Below are 18005 nucleotides of genomic sequence, written 5' to 3'. Positions count from 1 at the left end.
ACCCATGTATCCCTTTGGAAAGGGTGCTGCCCGGATAATGCCCTATCTTTTGCTGAGTATCCCGGTGCTGCTCTATTTGCTTCTTGGTTTTGGACCCTCTATGGTAACCGTGCTTTTTTCCTTTACAGATGCTACCGGGGTTCCGGGACAGACGTGGAATTTTATCGGATTCGAGAATTACACGACCTTTTTTACCTCCTCCGATTCTGGAGATCGCATTGCTTCCATTGGCCGTTCCTTATATTTTGCCGTAGCGGTGGTTGTGATCCAAAACGCAGTTGGGCTATTCATGGCTATCCTTATTAATAAAAAGCTCAAAGGTGATGTGTTATATCGTTCTGTATTTTTTCTGCCCGTTGTGCTCGGGGTAACGGTATCCGGTCTGATCTGGCAGTTGCTTGCCAATCCGCTTGGCGGTCCTGCGCAAGCATTGCTGAACTTTTTTGGAACCAGCTCCAACTTCTTTGGGGATTATGATATTGCATTTGAATTGGTCATTTTTGTGCAAATTTGGATGTACATGGGTTACTCGATGACTATTTTCTTAGCTGGACTCCAATCCATTCCTAGTGACTTATATGAAGCGGGATATATGGACGGCGCTTCTGGATGGAAAGCGTTCAAAAATATTACCTTTCCAATGATTGCACCGTCTTTTACCGTCAATATGCTGCTGTCCATTATCGGCGCCTTGCAAACCTTTGACATTATTTATGTGCTGACAGGGGGTAAATTCAACACGACGACACTTGCATTTGATGTATATGCCACAGCCTTTGGCTCCGGGACATCAGATTATGGTCTTGCTTCCGCAGTTGCGATGATCCAGTTTGTATTCGTGTTTACGGTATCGATGATTGCACTTTATTACTTGCGCAGAAGAGAGGTGGAAATGTAATGAGCAGTAGCAAAGGAGCCAAAATAGTGAGCTACACCATCGTACTGCTCATGCTTTCGTTATATGTACTCCCGCTTTTCTACCTTTTTAATGTATCGATGAAGACGCAAAGCGAGTATTTGATGGATCCTGTAGCGCTAGCCAAGGGTCTGCGTTTGGAGAATTTCATGGATGCTTGGGATAAAGGGAATTTCTCTCAATATATGTGGAACAGTATTTTGTATACAGGAGTTTCTACGTTATTAACCCTGATTATATCCGTGTTTGCCGCCTTTCCGCTAGCACGGGGATATGTTAAGTTCAGCACCTTCTTTTATGTGTTTTTCCTGATTTCCATGTATCTCCCCAATCCGCTAATTCCGCAATTTGCCCTTATTAATAGTCTGGGACTGTACAATACACAGCTTGGTTTTATTTTGCTGAAAACGACAGGTACCGGCATCGCTTTCCTGATGTTTGTGGGGTATATCAAGTCTGTCTCCCGAGAGCTGGATGAAGCGGCTGCAATGGACGGATGCGGTTATTCACGTTATTTGTTCACGATTCTTGTACCACTGATGAAGCCCGTGTTGGCGACAGGCATCATTTTGACAGCCATTGGTGCATGGAACGACATTATAGGTCCTACCATTTATTTGTCTGATCCCGCCTATCAGCCAGTGACCAAGGGACTGTTCTCTTTCTATGGACAATACATGAACAACTGGCCGCTGCTTGCTTGCGGTATCTTGATTGTTACACTACCGCTGGTTATTTTGTATATTTTCCTCCAGCGCTTTATTGTCGGCGGTGCAATGGCTGGAGCTGTGAAGTCTTGATTCCTGAAAGGACGGTACCGAGTATGAGCGAGAATACCTTTATATTTCCTGCCACGTTTATGTGGGGAACTTCAACCTCTTCTTATCAAATTGAAGGGGGTACAGCTGAGGGCGGCAGAACGCCCTCCATTTGGGATGCTTTTTGTCAAATCCCCGGGAAGGTAATCGGAGGGGACTGTGGAGATGTAGCATGTGATCATTTTCACCACTTTAAAGAAGACGTGCAATTAATGAAACAGCTTGGTTTTTTACATTATCGTTTTTCTGTGGCTTGGCCGCGCATTATGCCCGCGCCTGGTGTGGTTAACGAACAGGGGCTACTGTTCTATGAGCATCTTCTAGATGAAATAGAGTCGGCGGGGCTGATTCCGATGCTGACGTTGTATCATTGGGATCTACCACAGTGGATTGAGGACGAGGGTGGATGGACACAGCGAGAGACTATCCAACATTTTAAAACGTATGCCTCTGTAATCATGGATCGATTCGGCGAGCGGATAAACTGGTGGAATACGATCAATGAGCCTTATTGCGCCTCTATTTTGGGCTATGGTACAGGAGAGCATGCCCCTGGCCATGAGGACTGGAGGGAAGCCTTTACTGCCGCCCATCATATTCTAATGTGTCATGGGATTGCCAGCAATTTGCACAAGGAGAAAGGGTTAACGGGTAAGATTGGCATTACGTTGAACATGGAACATGTGGATGCGGCTTCCGAGCGACCCGAGGACGTGGCCGCTGCCATCAGAAGAGATGGCTTTATTAATCGTTGGTTTGCGGAGCCATTGTTTAACGGAAAGTATCCTGAAGATATGGTGGAATGGTACGGAACGTATCTGAATGGATTGGATTTTGTACAGCCTGGTGATATGGAGCTGATTCAGCAACCGGGGGATTTTTTGGGCATTAACTATTATTCCCGCAGCATCATTCGATCAACGAACGACGCTTCGTTGCTGCAAGTAGAGCAGGTTCACATGGAGGAGCCAGTAACGGACATGGGATGGGAGATTCACCCTGAATCTTTTTATAAGCTGCTGACACGTATTGAGAAGGATTTTAGCAAGGGCTTGCCCATTCTGATTACGGAAAATGGAGCAGCGATGAGGGATGAACTGGTAAATGGACAGATTGAGGATACCGGGCGTCAGCGCTATATTGAAGAACATTTAAAGGCCTGTCATCGCTTCATTAGAGAGGGAGGCCAACTCAAGGGTTATTTTGTCTGGTCTTTCCTTGATAACTTTGAATGGGCCTGGGGCTACAGCAAGCGTTTTGGCATTGTGCATATCAATTATGAGACACAGGAACGGACTCCCAAACAAAGTGCGCTGTGGTTCAAGCAAATGATGGCAAAGAACGGGTTTTAAATAGAAAAGGGGGATACGATGCAGCCGTATTATTTTGACAATCAAGGACGTTTTGTGATTGAAAATTTTGCGCATGCCAAGCCCTTTTCCAGTTTCTTGCCCGGCATTGCTGGTGTTCAGGGGATTCCCCTGTGGGCGTATTATGTTAATCGTGGACAAGGAATTGCGAGCTTTGGTGTGGAGGATAAAAATGGAGCGATTATGGAATTTTTTCCGGCTAACCGCAGCTATAGCCTCGTACCGATCCATGGCTTCCGTACCTTTTTAAAGGTAAAAAGGCAGGATGAGTGGAGCTATATGGAGCCGTTTTCGGCTGTGCGTCCTTTAGAGCATGAGCAACAAAAAATGTTAATATCCCGCCATATGCTGGAAATTAATAGCTCTCATCCAGATATAGGGCTGGAGGTGCGTGTGCAATATTTTACGCTTCCTCATGAAAGCTACGCTGCTTTGGTGCGCAAGGTTGAGATTGTCAATCATTCCGATCAAGAACTTGAGCTGGAGGTGCTGGACGGCATGCCGGCTGTGCTGCCCTTCGGTATTGACAATACGGCTTACAAGGAGCTTGGATATACACTGAAAAGCTGGATGGATGTGTATAACCTCAATAACAGCATACCTTACTATAAGGTACGTGGAAGTACAGCGGATACAAGTGAGGTCCATCAGATTGAGGCGGGACATTTTATGTATAGCTTTGTGGAGCAGGATGGCAAGGCCAGACTAGTACGTCCCATTGTCGATCCATCCATTATATTTGGTGAAAATACGTCCCTGACCTTCCCTGACTGCTTTATCCATACACGTGTCGAAGACCTGATTTCACAGCAGCCAGTGACGACGAATAAAGTGCCTTGTGGGTTTAGCGGTTATGCGGCACGATTGGCGGCAGGTACAACTGTAAATCATTGTTCGGTCATCGGGCATGTGAATGATATTCAATTGATCAATAAACGGATTACAGAAATTGCAACGATGTCTTATATCGATCAAAAGGCGAAGGAAGCTAGAACGTTAGTTGAAGAGTTGACGGATGGAATGGCCACGCAGACATCCATTCCGTTGTTTGACGAATACTGTCGTCAGAGCTATCTGGATAATCTGTTACGTGGTGGTTATCCATTATTGCTGGACAACGGCACGGAGCAACCCTTTGTGTATCATGTATTTTCGCGCAAGCATGGGGATCTGGAACGAGACTATAATTTTTTCAAGCTTCAGGCGGGGTATTATTCTCAAGGAAATGGTAATTTCCGCGATGCGAACCAGAATCGGAGAAATGATGTGTGGTTTAACCCGGACGTCGGAGATTTTAATATTCGTTTGTTTATGAGCCTGATTCAGCCGGACGGCTATAACCCGCTTGTTGTAAAAGGCTGTAGCTTTCAAATACGAGAGCTCGAACCGTTGCTGGAACAGGTGGAAGTGGCGGCCCATTCGTCTTTGTGTACTTTTTTTCAATCATCATTTACCCCGGGCGAGCTGATTCAGCACATCATTCATGACAATATTGGACTAAAGCAAACGGTAGAGACATTTGTGACCGAAGCCCTCAAGCATTCCGAGCAATGCTATGAGGCTGATTTTGGTGAAGGCTTCTGGATCGACCATTGGACTTATAATATGGATCTAATCGAAAGCTATTTAAGTATCTTTCCAGACAAACAAGAAGAACTCCTGCTCTCGACAAGAGAGTACATGTATTACGACAGTCCGGCATGGGTACAGCCGCGTCAAAACAAATACGTGCAGATGAAGGATGGACGTATTCGTCAGTACGGAGCGGTTGTAGAAAGCAAGGAGAAGAAAGCTCAACTTCACATGCGGAGTCGTGATGTTCACTGGGTTCGAACCGGACGAGGCAACGGAGAGATTTACAAGTCCAATTTGTACGAGAAGCTGCTGTCCTTGGCTGCCATCAAGCTGTCTACATTAGATCCAGAAGGCTTGGGAATTGAGATGGAGGCGGGGAAACCAGGATGGAATGATTCCATGAACGGACTTCCGGGGCTGTTTGCTTCGGGCTTTAGTGAGCTATGCGAGTTACAGCGACTCGTAAGATTTTTAATACATGCACAGATGAAGCTTTCGGCAGACTTTGTGCTGAGACTACCGCTAGAGGTCGCCAGGTTGATCCAAGAATTAGGGCTCGCAGTTGAAGAGTACTACCACGATTTTAATGATGCGGAGCCTGGGAATGGTAGTGCCGATCATGGCTTCTGGTCACGGATTTCGGATGCTAGAGAAGCATATCGCGAAACGGTTCGTTTTGGATTTGAAGGGACCGAAGCAGCATTATCCTTTGCTGATGTGCTGGTGTTTTTGCAGCGGGCTGAACGTAAGATTCAAGAGGGGATGGATAAGGCTCTGCGTATAGGAAAGGGGATATACCCAACCTTCTTTTATTATGAAGCCAAAGAATTCGAGGTACAGGAGGATGAGAACGGGGGGGTGTTTGTAAATATACATTCCTTTAAACGCAAGGATATACCGTTCTTCCTAGAAGGGCCAACCCGGGCTATGAAAGTAACTGGCGACATTATAAATGGGCGCAAGCTGTATCGACTTATCAGACAGAGCGAGCTTTACGACAAAAAGCTGGGTATGTATAAGGTGAATGAGAGTCTGGCGGGACAGCCGTTTGAACTTGGTCGTTCCAGAGCTTTCACGCCAGGGTGGCTGGAAAATGAATCGATATTTATGCATATGGAATATAAATATTTACTTGAGTGTTTAAAGGTGGGTCTATACACTGAATTTTTTGCAGACATCCAAAAAGCGCTACCCCCTTTTATGGACGCTGCGATCTATGGAAGAAGTACGCTGGAAAACAGTTCCTTTATTGCTAGCAGTGCTAATCCTGATGCAAGTTTGCATGGAACGGGATATATTGCGAGGCTGAGTGGATCAACGGCAGAATTTATTCATATGTGGCTATGGATGATGACAGGCGGGCAGCCATTTGGCTATGATTCTAGGGGGCTTACCTTGAAGCTGGAGCCCAAGTTGCCAGGCTGGCTGTTCACAGCTACAGGTGAGTTAACCTTCTGCTTTCTCGGAAGCTGCCAGGTGACGTATTATAATACAAGTCGCATGGATACTTACGCGCCGGACTGCATAGTGAAACAGTATATACTGCATTATAGCAATGAGGAACAGAAGACAATAAACCAGGCTGTATTAGACCCAAAAGAGGCGCAGGATGTGAGAGACCGGCTGGTTTCTCGTATCGAGGTGCATCTGGAGAGATCGCTTTAATTCATTTAAGCCGTCATGCTGCCAAACGGAGCATGACGGCTTTTAAAACTTTAGACTCTTGTATTAGTGCGAATTATGCGGAAATATCTTGCAAATCCAATATAACAGGGCAGTGGTCACTGCCTGTAATATGGCAATCAATACTCGCATCTATTAAAAGCGGACGAAGCCGCTCCGAGACGAGGAAGTAATCAATCCGCCAGCCGATATTCCGTTCTCTCACCTTTGGCATATAGGACCACCAGGAATAAACATCCGTTCGATCAGGATAAAAATATCTGAAGGTGTCTATAAATCCAGCGTTGAGCAGCTGTGACATGCGGTCTCGTTCCTCGGGCGTGAAGCCAGCATTTCCGTAGTTGGCTTTGGCATTTTTGAGATCGATCTCCTGATGAGCCACGTTCAAGTCTCCGCAAATGATGACAGGCTTCAGAGTGTCTAGTTGTTGCAGATAGTTGCGAAAACGGTCTTCCCATTCGAGCCTGTATGGCAATCGGGATAAATCCCGTTTGGTATTCGGTGTGTACACATTGACAAGATAAAATTTTTCAAATTCCAGCGTAAGGGTTCGACCCTCCGGTTCTTCATTTTCTTCGAGTCCATAATGCACAGAGAGCGGCTTGATTTTGGTGAAAATAGCTGTGCCAGAATACCCTTTTTTCTCAGCATAATTCCAGTATTGCATGTATTCCTCCATGTTCTCCATGAGGATTTGTCCTTCTTGAAGCTTCGTTTCCTGTACGCAAAAAATATCGGCATTCGTTTCTTTTAGATAAGTATAGAATCCTTTGGTTACACAGGCTCTTAAGCCATTTACATTCCAAGATATTAATTTCATTTGATTAAACTCCTTACTACTCCACGCAGTCAAGCGGTGTAATGGGTATATCCTCGATTAAAAGGCTGTCCCAGACAAGCGCTCGAACAGCGCTACGGAAACAGCCTTTTCTACATTAATAGGTTGTAATACGATGCTGGGCTCCAACGTTCACGGTGGGTCCTATTTCGCTGGAAAATAAAAAAAGCTTCCTAAATAGGAAGCTTCGGCTATACGTCCCAGGAGGGATTCGAACCCCCGACCGACGGCTTAGAAGGCCGTTGCTCTATCCAGCTGAGCTACTGGGACATAAAATTCAAGCGAATATTAATATATCATATGGATGAAAAAGATTCAAGTCTTATTTTACATATATCGCTTATTCGGGCTCTACACCACATAAATTCAGACTACACATCGTTTTTTTTGCCTTATAAAAGGGTATGTTAGAATACAGGTGAATATGTTGAAGACGAGTGGTTGAACTTCGGCTGCTGTTTCTCATATAATCTACAAATACTTAGCTTGCGGAGGAGAGGGGGTGCCTTGAAAATAAAGGACTCCAAGGTGACGACAAAAGAAAATAATATCGTATTGTTTCCGAAGACACTGGACTACTATCAAATTCAACTTACGGTGATGCTTGAAAACGAACGTTACGGAGAGGCGATGGCGATGCTGCGCTTTTTGATGCAGTGTCAGGGACAGGAGCAGAAACAATACGATGAATGGAACGCTCTATCACAATGGTTGGAAGCTGCATTTCCACAGTATGCTGACAGCGGAGCGGTAACGGACAGTGTGGAAGAAGACGAAGTCAGTGAAGTTGAGTTGGCTCGCCGTCATGCACGTTTTAAGCAGGAACAGGATGCAGGCTACGGTAACAAGCTTTTGCAGATGGCTATGGATCAACCGTTATCCGAACAGACGATTCTAGCTTTGGAACAGCTATCCTACTTGGAACTGCCGGAGATCGACGATGCTTTGCTTCGCTGGATTACTGAACGGGAAATCCATCCTCTTCTCCAATTCCGTGTTCTACAGACATTGAGACGCCGCGGAATGGAAGGAACGATAGAAATCAGACGGGGTGATGAACAGACGGAAATCGATATTGAAACGGTTCCGTTACAGCCTGATGAGTTTCCAGAGGCGATTATGCGTATTTTGGAACGGGTAGCCGACCAGACTGAAGTGCATGAGCCCACACTATTCTATTTTGCACAGGAGCTGTGGTCACAGTTTGTGATGGCCGTGTACGGTACTAAAGATTATAGATCAATGTTGATAGAGGAGGACGGAATGCCGGATATTTGGGCAGCAGCACTCCATCAGACCGTTTCGGAAAGTTTGAACGGGAACAACAATGAAGAAGAAACCCGCGCTATATATGGCATTACAGATGCACTGCGCTTCCGTTTTGAGCAAGCATATCGGTCGATGCGATTATTCGTAGCGGCGGGAATGAACACTCCTTAATGACCGGAAACGTTTACCTGTTAAAGCATTCAAGGGCTGCTCTTGAAAAAGACAGTAATGTTAGATATACTATAGTGGTTATTTTGTGTGCGTTGATTGTAATGAAAACTAAGTGAAGATTTTGTTGGAGGGGAAAGCATAAAATGAAAGCAACTTGGGAGAAAATAGAGAAGAACCTTGGGGTTCTTGAAGTTGAGGTAGACGCGGATCGTGTAGCCGCTGCACTCGACAAAGCTTTTAATAAAGTGGTTAAACAAGTAAGCGTACCAGGATTCCGTAAAGGTAAAGTGCCACGTCCTATCTTTGAAAAACGTTATGGCATTGAAAGTCTGTACCAGGATGCAATTGACTTCCTGTTGCCAGAAGCATACAGCCAAGCTGTAGAGCAAACAGACATCTTCCCAGTAGATAGCCCAGATGTTGAAATTGATCAATTTGCTAAAGGCGAAACTTTCAAATTCAAAGCAAAAGTTACTGTTAAACCTGAAGTAACTTTGGGCGATTACAAAGGCGTAGAAGTGCCTGTAAGCAAAATCGAAGTAAGCGACGAAGAATTGGCTCAAGAGCTGGAGCGCCTGCAACAACGTCATGCTGAATTGGTTGTCGTTGATGAAGATGCTGCTCAATCCGGCGATACAGCTATCATTGACTTCGACGGTTCCGTAGACGGTGTACAGTTCGAAGGTGGACAAGCTGAGAAGTATTCTCTGGAACTGGGTTCCAATACCTTCATCCCAGGCTTTGAAGATCAAGTGATTGGTTTGCACACTGGTGATTCCAAGGACGTTGAAGTAACGTTCCCTGAGAACTACCATTCTGCTGACCTCGCTGGTAAACAAGCTGTATTTAAAGTGAAAGTTCATGAACTGAAACGCAAAGTTCTTCCTGAATTGGACGATGAATTTGCTAAAGATGTAAGTGAATTTGACACACTTGCTGAATTCAAGGAAGACTTGAAAAAGCAATTGCTGGAACGCAAAGAAAACGAAGCTAAAGCAGCTCGTGAGGGCGCTGTAGTGGAGAAAGTTGCTGAAAATGCAACAATCGACATTCCTGAGGCAATGGTTAAGAGTGAAGTGCAAAACATGGTTCGCGATTTCGACAACCGTCTGCGCAGCCAAGGCATGAATCTTGAAATGTTCCTCGGCTTCTCCGGTCAAAGCAAAGAAGACCTGGAAGAGCAAATGAAAGCTGATGCTGAGAAGCGCGTACGCAACAACCTCGTGCTGGAGCAAGTGGCTAAAGCAGAAAACATCGAAGTTTCCGAAGCGGAAATTAATGAAGAGCTGCAAAACATGGCTGATGCTTACAAACGTTCTGTAGAAGAGATCCGCAGCATTCTGGAAAGTAACGGCTCGTTCGCTAACTTGAAAGAAGAGATCTCACTGCGCAAAACAATCGCTTTGCTGGTTGAAAACAGCAAAAAAGTTGAAGCGCCAGCTGCAGCTGCTGAGTAATTTAAACGATAAAATATACGGTGTATGCTGTAACAGGCTGCAACGTAGTAATTAGATAAGGATAAGGCACGTAGTGAAAGTTACGTGCCTTATTTTTACCTTAGACAATCCAAATTTTAGTCGTTTATGGAAAGCGCTGTGAATGGTGTTTTCTGTTTTACATAAGTCACTACCGTACATTTGCACATACATACGAAACATGGTTAAATATGAGAAGGTCTCGGCAGGACGTCTGTAAATAGCCTGCATTTTATATATGAGCACAGGCAAATATGACACGAGACTCTGAACATGTTAAAATATTTTGTAAGGTGTTCACGTTTCATGATTGCCGCTTCCGTTTTAATGGGACTTAAGGAAGCGGATGAATACAGGTGTTCATTTTAATAAAGAAAAGAGGTTGGTCGTGATGAGTCTCGTCCCTATGGTTGTGGAACAAACGAATCGAGGAGAACGATCTTACGATATTTACTCGCGGTTGCTTAAGGATCGCATCATTTTCCTAAGTGGCCCGATTGATGACGATGTCGCCAATCTCGTCATTGCACAGCTATTGTTCCTTTCTGCGGAAGACCCGGAGAAGGACATTAATTTGTACATTAACTCGCCAGGCGGTTCTGTTACTGCAGGCATGGGTATATATGATACAATGCAATTCATTAAGCCGGATGTATCGACGATTTGTGTAGGTATGGCTGCTAGTATGGGCTCTTTATTGCTCACAGCTGGTGCACCAGGCAAGAGATATGCACTTACCAATAGTGAAGTTATGATTCACCAGCCGCTCGGCGGCATTCAGGGGCAAGCCTCCGACATGCTGATTCATGCGGACTGGATTATCAAAACACGTGCCAAGCTGAATCAAATCTATGTGGAGCGTACAGGTCAGCCCCTCGAAAAAATCGAACGTGATACTGACCGGGATTTCTTCATGGAAGCGGAAGAGGCGAAAGCATACGGTATCATTGACCAGGTGCTGTCTAAACCGATTAATCTGTAAAGGGGTGGCTCTATGTTTAAATTTAATGATGAAAAAGGACAATTAAAATGTTCTTTCTGCGGTAAATCTCAGGATCAGGTTCGCAAGCTTGTTGCCGGACCGGGCGTATATATATGTGACGAATGCATCGAGTTGTGCACGGAAATTGTGGAGGAAGAATTGGGTCATGAAGAAGAAGTAGATCTAAAAGACATTCCAAAACCAATGCAAATCCGTGAAATTCTGGACCAATATGTTATTGGTCAGGATCAAGCGAAAAAATCATTGTCTGTTGCGGTATATAATCACTACAAACGTATTAATACACAAAACAAAATTGATGATGTGGAATTGCAAAAAAGTAACATTCTGATGCTTGGACCTACAGGTTCGGGTAAAACGTTACTTGCGCAAACCATGGCTAAAATTTTGAACGTCCCATTTGCAATCGCAGATGCCACTTCCCTTACGGAAGCTGGTTATGTGGGTGAAGACGTTGAAAACATTTTGCTGAAACTGATTCAAGCTGCCGATTATGATGTAGAAAAAGCCGAGCGCGGCATTATCTATATTGACGAAATTGATAAAGTAGCCCGCAAATCCGAAAACCCGTCCATTACGCGTGACGTATCGGGTGAAGGTGTACAGCAAGCGTTGCTTAAAATTTTGGAAGGCACAGTTGCTTCTGTACCTCCGCAAGGTGGTCGTAAGCATCCACATCAAGAATTCATTCAAATTGATACCACGAATATCCTGTTCATTTGCGGTGGTGCCTTTGATGGTCTGGAGCAAATGATCAAACGTCGTATCGGTAAGAAGGTCATCGGCTTTAACGCGACTAGTGAACAAAAAGATCTGAAACCAGGCGAATATACCTCCATGGTATTGCCAGAGGATCTGCTGAAATTCGGTCTGATTCCGGAATTCGTAGGACGTTTGCCAGTTATTTCTACGCTGGAGCCGCTTGATGAGAAGACATTGGTTCGTATTTTGTCTGAACCAAAAAATGCCTTGACCAAGCAATATCAGAAGATGCTGGAACTGGACAATGTGCAGCTGGAATTTAAGCAAGATGCTCTGGAAGCCATTGCTCGTGAGGCGATCAAGCGTAACACGGGTGCCCGTGGCCTTCGTGCAATCATCGAAGGTATTATGCTCGACGTTATGTACGAAGTTCCTTCCCGTGATGATGTGACGACTTGCGTCATCAACGAGCAGGTAGTAAAAGATAAAATCGCACCGGAACTCGGTGGTACAGATAAGGATAAAAAACAAGAAGAGAGCGCCTAAGGATTGATACTTCGCGATCTCTACAATATGAGAAGCCAGATCTCCACTTCACTAAACCCGTATGAGGTTTTATGGGGTGGAGGTTTGGCGTTAATGGGAGAGAAAAGTACATGTTCTTAAGACAAGACACACGTCCCGTTAAAGTCGGGAATCTGACGATTGGCGGCAGCAATGAAGTCATCATCCAAAGCATGTGTACAACCAAAACGGCAGATGTGGAAGCTACAGTAGCTGAGATTCTTCGCTTGGAAGAAGCCGGATGTCAGATAGTGCGGGTTACCGTCAACAATGAGGAAGCTGCCGCAGCTATTAAGGAAATTAAGAAGCGGATTCATATTCCGCTGGTTGCAGATATTCACTTTAATCACAAGCTGGCTCTACTGGCGATTGAAAATGGGATTGACAAGGTTCGTATTAACCCAGGCAACATTGGACGACGTGAAAAAGTGGAAGCAGTCGTTAAGGCGTGTAAAGAAAAAGGGATTCCGATTCGGATTGGTGTGAACGCCGGATCATTGGAACAGCATTTACTGGATAAGTATGGCTACCCGACGCCAGAAGCGATGGTAGAAAGTGCACTGTACCATATCGGGATACTCGAAGAGCTTGATTTCCATGATATTATCGTATCACTGAAGGCTTCTGACGTTCCAATGGCGATTGCGGCTTACACGAAGGCAGCTGAAATTATTAAGTATCCCCTCCATTTGGGCATCACCGAAGCCGGTACACTCTTTACTGGAACGGTTAAAAGCGCAGCGGGTATGGGAGCACTGTTGGCAGCTGGTATCGGGTCCACCATGCGTATCTCACTAAGTGCCGATCCGGTCGAAGAAGTGAAGGTAGCACGGGAGTTGCTCAAAACGTTTGGGTTGATCACGAATGCAGCTACATTGATTTCTTGTCCGACTTGCGGGCGTCTGGATATTGATCTGTTCTCTATTGCGAACGAAGTAGAGGATTACATTGCAAAACTCAAGGTGCCGATTAAAGTATCCGTACTGGGGTGTGCAGTTAACGGTCCGGGTGAAGCGAAGGAAGCTGATATCGGAATTGCCGGAGCACGTGGAGAAGGTCTATTGTTCCGTTATGGAAAGATGATTCGCAAAGTCCCTGAGGCTGAAATGGTTGACGAATTGAAAAAAGAAATTGATATCATCGTCAAGGCTTATGAGGAAACAGGTAAAATACCGGGACGTGAAGAGCGTCACACTGCCGAGAAGGTGTAGGCAAAAGCGGTTATTTTAAAACAGGTATAATCATAAACTATGGTCATTGTATAAGCGCCGTGGAGAGCAGCTCTGCTACAGAACTGTTTTTCGCGGCGTTTTTGTATTTCTCTCTGATCTTTTGAAAGACAGCCGTTTAGCTCTCGTGGAAAAGGAAATACTGTCTTTCATAGAACAGCATTTTCAAATTGCTGAGATGAGAAACGGAGGAAATACGATGGACTTGACTATGATATTGTTATTGGTGCAAATGTTTTTCGGGATTGTCATTGGTCTGTATTTCTGGAATCTTCTGCGGAGCCAGAAAACGAACCGTAGTGCGGTGGATCGGGAATCTAGGAAGGAATTGGATAAGTTGCGCAAATTGCGCTCTATTTCACTTACTAAGCCGCTGGCTGAACGCACGCGACCTGCCACGTTACAGGATATCGTCGGTCAGAAGGACGGTCTGCGAGTGCTCAAAGCGGCGTTATGCAGTGCAAATCCGCAGCATGTCATTATTTATGGCCCTCCTGGTGTAGGGAAAACGGCTGCAGCACGTGTGGTGCTGGAAGAGGCTAAGAAGAATCAGTCCTCCCCGTTCAAGGGGGATGCTAAATTCACGGAGATTGATGCCACAACGGCCCGTTTTGACGAACGTGGTATTGCGGACCCGTTAATTGGTTCAGTACATGATCCAATCTATCAAGGGGCAGGAGCGATGGGTGTAGCGGGTATCCCTCAACCTAAACCCGGAGCTGTAACGAAGGCTCATGGAGGGATGCTGTTCATTGATGAGATTGGCGAGCTGCATCCAACGCAGATGAATAAGCTGTTGAAAGTGCTGGAGGATCGAAAGGTATTTTTGGAAAGTGCATATTACAATTCAGAAGACTCGCATACGCCTGCTTACATTCACGATATTTTCCAAAATGGTTTGCCTGCGGATTTCCGTTTGGTAGGTGCGACGACCCGTTCGCCGCATGAGCTGCCACCTGCTATTCGATCCCGGTGTATGGAAATTTATTTCCGTGCCCTGCAACCTCAGGAGATTGCTCGTATTGCTGAAGATGCTGTACACAAGTTGGGCTTTGGTCCTTGTCCAGAGGCAGTTGAGGTTGTACAGCGTTATGCGACCAACGGCCGGGAGGCAGTCAATATGATCCAGCTTGCTGCTGGTTTGGCGCTTACCGAGAAAAGGGAACGACTCGATGCTTCGGATGTAGAATGGGTAGCGGGTAGCAGCCAAATTCAACCTCGTCCTGATCGAAAAATACCGGGCTTGCCGCAAATCGGATTCGTTAACGGATTAGCTGTATACGGTCCGAACATGGGCATGCTGCTGGAAATTGAGGTTACTGCGGTTCCGGTTCCTGAAGGAAAGGGAAGCTATAATATTACGGGTGTTGTGGATGAAGAAGAGATCGGAGGTAACTCCCGTACACTGCGTCGTAAGAGCATGGCTAAAGGCTCTGTGGAAAATGTTCTGACTGTTTTGCGTACGCTCGGTTTGTCCCCGTCCAATTACGATCTGCATATCAATTTTCCCGGGGGGACGCCAGTAGATGGTCCGTCGGCAGGGATTGCGATGGCAACAGCTATTGCCTCCGCGATGCGGGGAATTCCGGTGGATCATGAAATTGCCATGACTGGCGAGATTAGCATCCATGGTCGAGTCAAGCCGATTGGTGGCGTATTAGCCAAGGTCGAAGCTGCTTTTCAGGCTGGTGCCAAAAAAGTGATCATTCCGCAGGATAACTGGCAAGCTCTATTTGACAGCATTGAGGGACTAAAAGTCATCCCTGTACAGTCGGTTACCGAAGTGTTCCGTCATGTGTTTGGAGAAGAGATGACCACGGATGCGCCTGTACATGCGCCAATTGAGACTTTTCGCCCATCTCAATCCTCCTTGTTACAGGCAGATGGAACACATAATGGGACGATTTCAGATACGGGATCTTGCTAATGAACTAGTCTTTCATTGGTTTTTTTATAAAACATTTGATAAAATATGAAAGATAGCAACGTGAGGATTGTAAAATCCGGAACCTGAGAATCACTGGAGGTGCGAAAGCGATGGGACCCACCAAGACAAAAGGTCGTCGTTTTCCTTTGCTGCCTTTAAGAGGACTTCTGGTTTACCCGAGCATGGTTCTACATCTCGATGTGGGCCGGGAAAAATCGGTCAAGGCTTTGGAAAAAGCGATGGTTGAAGACAATTTGATTCTCCTGTGTTCTCAATCAGAAGTTAATATTGAAGAACCCACACAAGAGGATATTTTTCGAGTCGGCACGGTAGCCAAAGTACGCCAAATGCTCAAGCTTCCCAACGGAACCATTCGAGTATTGGTGGAAGGGCTGGAACGTGCTGAGATTATTCAATATACGGACAATGAAGAATATTACGAGGTAATGGCGAAGGAACTGCACGAGGCAGAAAATGTGCAGCCTGAAACGGATGCGCTTATGCGCACTGTATTAACTCAGTTCGAGCATTATATCAATTTGTCCAAAAAGGTAACACCGGAGACTCTCGCTGCGGTATCTGATATTGAGGAGCCAGGACGCCTGGCTGATGTGATCACAAGCCATTTGACGCTCAAAATTAAGGAAAAGCAGGATATATTGGAGACGATCGACGTAACTCAGCGTCTGGAGAAGCTTCTAGATATTTTAAACAATGAGCGTGAAGTGCTGGAGCTGGAACGTAAAATCAACCAGCGTGTGAAGAAGCAGATGGAAAAGACGCAGAAGGAGTATTATCTGCGTGAACAAATGAAGGCGATTCAGAAGGAACTTGGTGAGAAGGAAGGTCGCGCAGGAGAAGTTGAAGAACTACGCAACCAGCTAAGTGAACAAGAGTTGCCGGTTCCGGTGAAGGAGAAGGTCGAAAAGGAAATTGACCGTCTGGAAAAAATGCCGGCAAGCTCTGCCGAGGGTGGTGTCATCCGCAATTATGTCGATTGGCTGTTAAGCTTGCCGTGGAACAAGTTTACCGATGATGATCTTGATATTGTCAAAGCAGAAGAAATACTCGATAACGACCATTACGGGCTGGATAAGCCCAAGGAGCGGGTGTTGGAGTATTTGGCCGTGCGCAAACTGGTGAAGACCATTAAGGGACCCATTCTGTGTCTCGTAGGTCCGCCAGGAGTCGGCAAGACCTCGCTGGCTCGCTCGATTGCCAAATCCATGGGTCGGGAATTTGTTCGCATCTCTCTCGGAGGTGTGCGGGATGAAGCGGAAATCCGTGGTCACCGCCGGACTTATGTTGGCGCGATGCCGGGTCGGATTATTCAGGGAATGAAGACCGCAGGAACATCTAATCCAGTCTTTTTGCTGGATGAGATTGATAAAATGGCCTCCGACTTCCGGGGCGATCCATCGGCGGCATTGCTCGAAGTGCTCGATCCTGAGCAAAACAACACGTTCAGTGACCATTTTGTTGAGTTGCCGTTTGATCTGTCCAGCGTGATGTTTGTTACGACAGCCAATGCTGCACATAATATCCCACGTCCGCTGATGGATCGTATGGAGACGCTCTATATTCCCGGCTACACCGAACTGGAGAAGCTGGAAATCGCCAATCGATATCTATTGCCTAAGCAGAAGAGAGAGCATGGCTTGGGAGAGGAACAATTGGTTATTGGGGAGGATACGCTGCTGCGTGTCATTCGCGAATATACCCGTGAATCCGGTGTGCGAAATCTTGAACAGCAAATGGCTTCTCTGTGTCGCAAGGCAGCGAAGTCAGTTGTTTCCGGTGGTGAAGGACCGATTCAAATCACACCGGATAATTTGAAAGATTATTTGGGTATCGCCAAATTCCGTTACGGTGTAGCAGAACTGGAGGATCAGATCGGTACGGTTACAGGCTTGGCATGGACCGAGGTCGGTGGTGAAACACTGATGATTGAAGTGACGGTCGTGCCTGGTAGCGGGAAACTGATTCTTACGGGTAAACTGGGAGACGTTATGAAAGAATCCGCGCAGGCGGCATTCAGCTACACTCGTTCCAAGGCAGTCGATCTGGGCATTGAACTGGACTTCTATGAGAAAAATGATATCCACATTCATATTCCTGAGGGAGCGATACCAAAGGATGGCCCATCTGCCGGAATTACGATTGCTACCGCATTAATTTCGGCTTTAACCAACCGTCATGTATCCAAGGATGTAGCGATGACGGGCGAAATTACCTTGCGCGGTCGCGTATTGCCGATTGGCGGTTTGAAAGAAAAGTCGCTGGCTGCCCATCGGGCAGGCTACAAAAAAATTCTGCTTCCCAAAGATAATGAACGGGATTTGAAGGATATTCCCGACAGTATCCGGCAGGATGTTGAATTTGTCCCCGTTGCCCATATGGATCAGGTGTTAAAGCATGCTTTGGTTGAGCAGGCAAGGGTACATTAGAGAGGAATTAAAGACACA

The 18005-nt window shown here is 45.9% G+C and carries 12 protein-coding genes and 1 tRNA gene; 11 read left to right on the top strand and 2 right to left on the bottom strand.

Going from position 1 to position 18005, the window contains the following annotated elements; genetic code table 11:
- Positions 1-4 precede the first annotated feature (4 nt).
- Genes HFE01_RS21520 through HFE01_RS21505 form a run of 4 tightly spaced genes read left to right on the top strand, consistent with a single transcriptional unit; the run spans position 5 to position 6344 of the window.
- On the top strand, positions 5-898 hold the full coding sequence (locus tag HFE01_RS21520; RefSeq protein ID WP_016818625.1) for a carbohydrate ABC transporter permease: 894 nt from the start codon (positions 5-7) through the stop codon (positions 896-898).
- On the top strand, positions 898-1716 hold the full coding sequence (locus HFE01_RS21515; RefSeq protein WP_107734853.1) for a carbohydrate ABC transporter permease: 819 nt from the start codon (positions 898-900) through the stop codon (positions 1714-1716). Before HFE01_RS21520 ends, HFE01_RS21515 begins: the two co-directional genes overlap by 1 nt.
- A gap of 23 nt (positions 1717-1739) precedes the next feature.
- Entirely contained in the window at positions 1740-3086 is a 1347-nt protein-coding gene (locus HFE01_RS21510) for a GH1 family beta-glucosidase (RefSeq protein ID WP_107734903.1), read from the top strand.
- 18 nt (positions 3087-3104) lie between these two features.
- Positions 3105-6344 (top strand): cellobiose phosphorylase, encoded by a 3240-nt coding sequence (locus HFE01_RS21505; RefSeq protein WP_107734852.1) that lies wholly within the window; start codon positions 3105-3107, stop codon positions 6342-6344.
- 73 nt (positions 6345-6417) lie between these two features.
- Here the strand turns inward: HFE01_RS21505 and HFE01_RS21500 are convergent, their stop codons facing one another.
- A complete protein-coding gene (locus tag HFE01_RS21500; RefSeq protein ID WP_016818629.1) occupies positions 6418-7182 on the bottom strand; it encodes an exodeoxyribonuclease III in 765 nt (254 codons plus the stop codon).
- A 214-nt stretch (positions 7183-7396) separates the two neighbouring features.
- A tRNA-Arg gene (locus HFE01_RS21495) sits at positions 7397-7470 on the bottom strand.
- Positions 7471-7707: 237 nt separating this feature from the next.
- On the opposite strand from HFE01_RS21495, the gene HFE01_RS21490 reads away from it, so the two are divergent.
- The 7 genes from HFE01_RS21490 to lon all read left to right on the top strand — a co-directional run bounded on the left by HFE01_RS21490 (position 7708) and on the right by lon (position 17987).
- The gene (locus HFE01_RS21490; RefSeq protein WP_107734851.1) at positions 7708-8640 is read left to right on the top strand and encodes a hypothetical protein; all 933 of its coding nucleotides are present in this window, start codon (positions 7708-7710) and stop codon (positions 8638-8640) included.
- A gap of 143 nt (positions 8641-8783) precedes the next feature.
- Positions 8784-10097, top strand: coding sequence for a trigger factor (gene tig / locus HFE01_RS21485; RefSeq protein ID WP_107734850.1), 1314 nt, complete (start codon positions 8784-8786; stop codon positions 10095-10097).
- A 409-nt stretch (positions 10098-10506) separates the two neighbouring features.
- Positions 10507-11097 carry an ATP-dependent Clp endopeptidase proteolytic subunit ClpP gene (gene clpP, locus HFE01_RS21480; protein WP_016324659.1) on the top strand — a complete coding sequence of 197 codons (591 nt, stop codon included), beginning with the start codon at positions 10507-10509 and terminating at the stop codon, positions 11095-11097.
- A gap of 12 nt (positions 11098-11109) precedes the next feature.
- Positions 11110-12366: an ATP-dependent protease ATP-binding subunit ClpX gene (gene clpX, locus HFE01_RS21475; RefSeq protein ID WP_013372695.1), complete on the top strand. Its 1257-nt coding sequence runs from the start codon at positions 11110-11112 to the stop codon at positions 12364-12366.
- A 110-nt stretch (positions 12367-12476) separates the two neighbouring features.
- Positions 12477-13595, top strand: a complete 1119-nt coding sequence (ispG, locus tag HFE01_RS21470) for a flavodoxin-dependent (E)-4-hydroxy-3-methylbut-2-enyl-diphosphate synthase (RefSeq protein WP_017427410.1) — start codon at positions 12477-12479, stop codon at positions 13593-13595.
- Between the two features lie 217 nt (positions 13596-13812).
- Complete coding sequence (lonB, locus tag HFE01_RS21465) at positions 13813-15540, top strand: ATP-dependent protease LonB (RefSeq protein ID WP_167438376.1); 1728 nt, start codon at positions 13813-13815, stop codon at positions 15538-15540.
- A gap of 110 nt (positions 15541-15650) precedes the next feature.
- Entirely contained in the window at positions 15651-17987 is a 2337-nt protein-coding gene (lon, locus tag HFE01_RS21460) for an endopeptidase La (RefSeq protein WP_044788190.1), read from the top strand.
- The last annotated feature ends 18 nt before the right edge of the window (positions 17988-18005 follow it).

It is taken from the genome of Paenibacillus sp. EKM10P (assembly GCF_011800655.1).
GTDB classification, from domain to species: Bacteria; Bacillota; Bacilli; order Paenibacillales; family Paenibacillaceae; genus Paenibacillus; species Paenibacillus polymyxa.
This window is presented reverse-complemented; position numbering and strand designations above follow the sequence as displayed.

Coding starts and splice junctions, on each gene's coding strand:
- HFE01_RS21520 (WP_016818625.1), top strand. CDS start 5: ATGTATCCCTTTGGAAAGGGTGCTGCCCGGATAATGCCCTATCTTTTG.
- HFE01_RS21515 (WP_107734853.1), top strand. CDS start 898: ATGAGCAGTAGCAAAGGAGCCAAAATAGTGAGCTACACCATCGTACTG.
- HFE01_RS21510 (WP_107734903.1), top strand. CDS start 1,740: ATGAGCGAGAATACCTTTATATTTCCTGCCACGTTTATGTGGGGAACT.
- HFE01_RS21505 (WP_107734852.1), top strand. CDS start 3,105: ATGCAGCCGTATTATTTTGACAATCAAGGACGTTTTGTGATTGAAAAT.
- HFE01_RS21500 (WP_016818629.1), bottom strand. CDS start 7,182: ATGAAATTAATATCTTGGAATGTAAATGGCTTAAGAGCCTGTGTAACC.
- tig (WP_107734850.1), top strand. CDS start 8,784: ATGAAAGCAACTTGGGAGAAAATAGAGAAGAACCTTGGGGTTCTTGAA.
- clpP (WP_016324659.1), top strand. CDS start 10,507: ATGAGTCTCGTCCCTATGGTTGTGGAACAAACGAATCGAGGAGAACGA.
- clpX (WP_013372695.1), top strand. CDS start 11,110: ATGTTTAAATTTAATGATGAAAAAGGACAATTAAAATGTTCTTTCTGC.
- ispG (WP_017427410.1), top strand. CDS start 12,477: ATGTTCTTAAGACAAGACACACGTCCCGTTAAAGTCGGGAATCTGACG.
- lonB (WP_167438376.1), top strand. CDS start 13,813: ATGGACTTGACTATGATATTGTTATTGGTGCAAATGTTTTTCGGGATT.
- lon (WP_044788190.1), top strand. CDS start 15,651: ATGGGACCCACCAAGACAAAAGGTCGTCGTTTTCCTTTGCTGCCTTTA.